The 5521-nt window shown below is 74.5% G+C and carries 5 protein-coding genes and 1 pseudogene; 2 read left to right on the top strand and 4 right to left on the bottom strand.

Translation table 11 applies throughout. The annotated features are described in order from the left end of the window. The 4 genes and pseudogenes from MNY60_RS23240 to MNY60_RS23225 form a co-directional block, all read right to left on the bottom strand. Positions 1-613, bottom strand: a pseudogene (locus MNY60_RS23240) (hypothetical protein); the annotation flags it as partial. 5 nt (positions 614-618) lie between these two features. Beyond that, complete coding sequence (locus MNY60_RS23235; protein ID WP_242341425.1) at positions 619-1113, bottom strand: HIT domain-containing protein; 495 nt, start codon at positions 1111-1113, stop codon at positions 619-621. A 13-nt stretch (positions 1114-1126) separates the two neighbouring features. Next, the gene (sppA, locus tag MNY60_RS23230; protein ID WP_242341426.1) at positions 1127-2239 is read right to left on the bottom strand and encodes a signal peptide peptidase SppA; all 1113 of its coding nucleotides are present in this window, start codon (positions 2237-2239) and stop codon (positions 1127-1129) included. 55 nt (positions 2240-2294) lie between these two features. After that, entirely contained in the window at positions 2295-4085 is a 1791-nt protein-coding gene (locus MNY60_RS23225; RefSeq protein WP_242341427.1) for an SLC13 family permease, read from the bottom strand. Between the two features lie 155 nt (positions 4086-4240). On the opposite strand from MNY60_RS23225, the gene MNY60_RS23220 reads away from it, so the two are divergent. Then, positions 4241-4669: a chemotaxis protein CheW gene (locus MNY60_RS23220; RefSeq protein ID WP_242341428.1), complete on the top strand. Its 429-nt coding sequence runs from the start codon at positions 4241-4243 to the stop codon at positions 4667-4669. Beyond that, on the top strand, positions 4666-5521 hold an 856-nt coding region (locus MNY60_RS23215; protein ID WP_242362019.1), incomplete at its 3' end, for a protein-glutamate O-methyltransferase CheR. The genes MNY60_RS23220 and MNY60_RS23215, both read left to right, overlap by 4 nt.

Genomic DNA, 5521 nt, shown 5'->3' with positions numbered 1-5521 from the left:
CGTCCGCGCTCTCCCCGTCGGCGCGGAGCGCCTCCGCGGCGAGCGCGGTCGCCTCGGCCGGCGCGCGGGCGAACGCCTCGCGGGCGGCGGCGGCGAGGAGGTGCGCGAGCACGGGATCGGCGCCCTCGATCGCGAGCGCGCGCTGGGCCGAGATCGCGCCGGGCAGATCCCCGGCGTCCACGAGCACGTCGCGGAGCCCCTCCCACGCCGTGCGATCCGCCGGACCGAGCTTGCGGTAGATCTCCACGGCCTCGGCGAGCATCCCGCTCCGCCGGTAATCCTCGGCGAGCTCGCGCTCGACCTCCGCGCGGCGGGCGGGATCGAGCGCCGGCCCGAGCAGCATGTTCCGGTGGAGGCGGACCGCCCGCGAGAGATCGCCGGTGCGCCGGAAGAGCTGGCCGAGCGCGAGGTAGGTCTCGACGGCCTCCGGGCTGCCGAGCCGGGCGGCGTCGGAGAGCGCCTCGATCGCAGCGTCCGGGTCGCCGGAGATCACCGAGCGGACGCCCTTCAGGTAGGCCTGGGCCTCGTCTCGGCGACGGCGCAGCCGGTCCCACAGGAGCACGGCGGCCGCCGCGAAGGACACCGCGGCGAGGGCGACCCAGGCGTCGGTCACGGGTCCTAGCGGACGCCGGCGAAGCCGGCGTGGAGCCGTTCCCACGCGGCGTCGAGCGCCTCGACCACGACGCGCTGGTCCGCGAGCACGGGCATGAAGTTGTTGTCCCCCGTCCAGCGCGGGACCACGTGCCAGTGCAGGTGATCGGCGATGCCCGCGCCGGCGGAGCGGCCGAGGTTCATCCCCACGTTCATCCCGTCCGGGCGGTACACCGCGCGCACGACCTCGACGGCGCGGCGCAGCTCGTCCTGCAGGTCCGCCCACCCATCCCGCTCCAGGGCGCCGAGGTCGGCGACGTGGGCGCGGGGGATCACCATCACGTGACCCGAGTTGTAGGGGAAGCGGTTGAGGCAGGTGAACGCGTGCGCGCTCCGGTGGACGAGGAGGTTCTCGCGGTCGCGCGACTCGGGCGCAGCGGGGAAGTCGCAGAAGATGCAGCCCGTCGGCTTCTCGGCGCGGATGAACTCCATCCGCCAGGGCGCCCAGAGCGGCTGTTCCATGTCGGCCTCGAGATCAGCGCGCGAGGAAGTAGACCCCGGGCTCCTGCGCGGCGGAGGCGCCCTTCTGGATGCGCGCGGCGACCGCGTCCGCGGCGGCTCCAGCCGCGCTGCCCACGAGCTGCTCGAGGAACGCGCCCCGCTCGTCCGCCGGGTACACGAGGTGCGGTTCGCCGGAGAGCTTCGCCTCCGTCTTCGCGAGCTCGACCGCGTCGTAGAAGTTGCCGAGCGCGTCGACGAGCTTGAGGGCCTTCGCCTGCTCGCCCGTGATGACCCGCCCGTCGGCGAACTTCCGGACGGCCGCCTCGTCGAGGCCGCGCCCCTTCGCCACGGCGCGGACGAACTGGGCGTAGACCTGGTCGATGAGCGACTGCCAGTAGGCGCGCTCCTCGGCGCTCATCTCGGAGAAGGGATTGCCCGCGTCCTTGAGGGCGCCGCTCTTCACCGTCTCCATCTTGATGTCCCAGCGGTCGAGCAGCCCCTTCACCTTGGGGAACTGCGTGATGACGCCGATGGAGCCGGTGAGCGTGCCGGGCTCCGCGACGACCTTGGGGCAGGCGACGGCGACGTAGAAGCCGCCGGACGCGGCGAGGTTCCCCATCGAGCAGACCACGGTCTTCTTCTGCGCGAGCTTCTTCACCTCGTCGTGGATCTCCTGCGACGGCGCGACCGCGCCGCCGGGCGAGTCGATCCGGACGACCACCGCCTTGAGCCCGTCGTCCTCCCCGACCTTGCGGAGCTGCTTCAGGATGCGATCGGCGTCGGCGCCGCCGGGGCCGGTCGCGATCGCTCCCTTCACCTCGATGATCGCGATGCGCGGGCCGGAGGCGATGGACGGCGACTCCCCCTTCACCACGCTGTAGGCGAGGAAGAGGAACCCGAAGAACACGAGGAACAGCCCGCCGAAGATGAAGGCGACGATCCCGATGGCCAGCCGGTCGCGTCGCGGAGGCGGAGGCGGCGGCATCGAGGGGGGCGTCGGCCCCCACCCGGACCCGCCTCCGCCGCCCCACGCCGGAGGCGGCGCGGGCGGAGCGCCCCACTGCGTCGGGCCCACCGGCGGCGTGGCCGGAGGCGTGGCGCCGATCGGCGTCGTGGGCAGAGGCTCGTTCGGGTCGTTCGTGCTCATGGTCGGTCAGGTAAGCATGCGGACCGCGGCGCCGCAACAGATCGCGCGGGCCCAATCAGAACCTCCAGACCACCGGCACGAGGATCGCGAGCAGGACGAGGAGCGCGGCGGTGAGCGGCGCGCCCATCCGCACGAAGTCCAGGAAGCGGTACCTCCCCGGTCCGTACACGAGCACGCAGGACGGCTCGAGCGGCGTGATGAAGGAGAACGAGGCCGCGAGGCAGATCCCGATCGCGAACGGCCGCGGCGCGAGGCCGAGCTGCGCGGCGACCCCGGTCGCGACCGGCAGCAGCACCAGGGCCGCGGCCTGGTTCGACATGGGCGCGGAGAGCACGATGGTGAAGATCATGAGCGCCACGAGCACGCCGCGCGCGCCCACGTGGCCGGCGAGGGGGACGAGGAGCGAGCCGAGCCAGCGCCCTGCGCCGCTCACCTCCATGGCGGTCCCGAGCGCCATCATCGCGCCGATGAGGAGCACCACCCGCCAGTCGACCCGGAACGCCATGCGCGCGTCCACGCAGCGCGTGGCGATCATGAGGAGCATGCCGCACAGCCCGGCCACCGAGAGCGGGACGAGCTTCAGGAGGCCGACCGCGAGGACGGCGACGAAGATCGCCACGGCGAACAGCGCCTTGCGGTAGCGCACCGGCTGGTACTCGACGCTGCCGAGCAGCGTGAGCGTGGTCCCGTCCGCGAGCGCGCGGACGCGCGGGCGCGGGCCGCGCACGAGGAGCACGTCGCCCGCCGCGAGCGGCAGCGTCGACAGCGAGTGCGCGCCGAAGAGCCCGTGCAGGAGCTGCACGCGGGTGAGCCGCTGGATCGCGGGACGCCGCGCGATCGCGAGCGCGACGAGGCCGAAGTGCTCGGCGAAGAACGCCTCCTTGAGCGAGCGGCCGACGAGGCTCGAGCCGACCGGCACCGCCGCCTCCATGAGCACGACGTCCTCGCCCTCGCCCGCCCGCGCCTTCGCCTCGGCGCGCATCTCCAGGCCTCGCAGGTCCTTCACGCGCAGGAGGTCGAGCCGATCCTCCTCGAGCAGGAGCGCGTCGCCCTCGGCGAGGACGAGCTCCGGGGATGCCTCGAGCGCCGCGCCGCCGCGCGTGACCGCGAGCACCCTGAACCCGAGCCCGTGCGTGAGCTCCTCGAGCCGCCTCCCCGCGAAGGGCGAGCCCGCCACGACCGCCACCTCGGCGAGGTACTCGCGCGCCGGCATCGCCTCGTCCTCCTCCCCGCTGCGCTCGGGCAGCAGGAAGGGCGCGAGGAGGAGCACGAGGGCGATCCCGACGACCGCGAGCGGCAGGCCCACCGGCGCGAGCTCGGTGAACCCGATGGCCCCGAGGCCCGTCCTCGCCATCATGGCGCTCACCACGAGGTTCGTGGACGTGCCGATGAGGAAGATCGTGCCGCCCAGCATGGAGGCGTAGGCGAGCGGCATGAGCACGCGGCTCCGCGCGAGCTTCGCCCGGTCGGCCGCGCCGATGACGACGGGCAGGAACGCCGCGGTGGTGACGGTGTTCGAGACGAGCGACGAGAGCGCGGCCACGACGACCATCATCGCGCCCACGAACACCGTCGGCCCGAAGCGGCCCGCGCCCGACATGCGCTGCCCGATGGCCTGCACGACCCCCGTCGAGACCAGCCCCTGCGTCATCGAGAGGAGCGTGAAGATGAGGATGACGGTCTCGTTCGCGAACCCCGCGAAGGCCTGCTCCGGCGTGAGGACGCGGGTCACGGCGAGGAGGGCCACGACCGTGAGGGCGCTCACCTCGAGCGGGATGCGCTCGAGCGCGAACAGCACCACGGCGACGGCGAGGACGGCGAGGACGATCCCGATGGAGAGGGTCATCGGCGCGCCGCCTCCTCCCCCGCCCTGCGGGCGCTCGCTCCGGGGTCGCCCCGAGCGCGGCCGTCGGCTGGGCGGCGGGCGCGGGCGAGCGCACCTTGGGGGAGACGTCCCGCGCGCGCGGGCGGGCAGCGGATCCTCGGGCAGCTCATAAGCTCATGGCGTCCTTCGTCCTGTTCACCGCAGCCTCCCAAACCTTCGCACTGCCCGCGACCTGCGCGCTGCAGGTGCTCCGAATGGCCGCGCCCACGCCGGTCCCGGGCGCCCCGCCGCACGTGCGGGGCGTGCTCGACGTGCACGGCATGCTCGTACCCGTGGTGGACGTGGCGGCGCGGCTCGGCGCGCAGGTCCGGCCCCCGCGCGCGGAGGATCAGCTGCTCGTGGTCGAGATCGCCGGCCGCCGCGTGGCGCTCGAGGTCGAGCGGGTGCTCGAGATCCGCGAGGTGCCGGACGCGGCGGTCTCGCCCTACCCCGAGTGGATCGCGCCCGACCCGCTCGCCGCCGGCCTGGTGCGGCTCCCGCAGGGCACGGTCGTGATCCAGGCGCTCGAGGAGTGGCTCCGCGGGGTCGAGCCGGCGGCGCGATGAGCCCCTCCCCGCCCGCGGCGTCGGATCGCCTGCGCGCCCTCGTCCGGGAGCGCGCGGGCCTCGACCTCACCGGAGTGCGGGCGACGCTCCTCGCGGCGGCGCTCGCGCGCGAGGCGCACGCCGCCGGCTTGCCCGACGGCGAGGCGTTCGCGCTGAGCGTGGTCGACGGCTCGCGGCCGCTCGAGCCGTTCATCGAGGAGCTCACGGTGGGGGAGACCTGGTTCTTCCGCGAGCCGGCGCAGTGGGCGCTCATCGAGCAGGTGATCGTTCCGGAGGGGCTCGCCCGCAGGGCGGGCGGCCCCGAGGCGTTCCGGGCGTGGAGCACGGGGTGCTCGACGGGCGAGGAGCCGTACTCGCTCGCGATCGCGCTGCACGATCGCGGCGTGCGGCACGGCGTCCACCTCGTCGGAACCGACCTGAACGAGTCCGCGCTCGCGCGCGCGCGGCGAGGCGAGTACTCCCTCTGGTCGCTGCGCGGGGCCGCGGACGCCCGGGCGCGCCTTCACCTGCGGGAGATCGACGGTCGGTTCGTGCTCCCGCGGGAGATCGCGGCGCGGGTCCGGTTCTTCCCCCTGAACCTCGCGCGCGGCGAGTACCCGTCGCGGGCGCACGGGCTCGCGGACCTCGACCTGGTCCTGTGCCGGAACGTGCTCATCTACCTCGATCCCGCGCTCGTGCCGGAGATCGCGACGCGCCTCTTCGCGACCCTCGCGCCGGGCGGCTGGCTGCTCACGGGCGCCGCCGACCCGCCGCTCGCGGCGCACGCTCCGTTCACGGTGCGCGCGGGTCCGTTCGGCGTCGCGTACCAGCGCCCGACCGCGCGGGCCGCCCTCCCCGCCGCGGGCCGCCGCG

The organism is Anaeromyxobacter sp. SG17 (genome assembly GCF_022690695.1).
GTDB classification, from domain to species: Bacteria; Myxococcota; Myxococcia; order Myxococcales; family Anaeromyxobacteraceae; genus Anaeromyxobacter; species Anaeromyxobacter soli.
The sequence above is the reverse complement of the archived record's forward strand: the minus strand, read 5'-3'. Positions and strand labels throughout refer to the sequence as shown.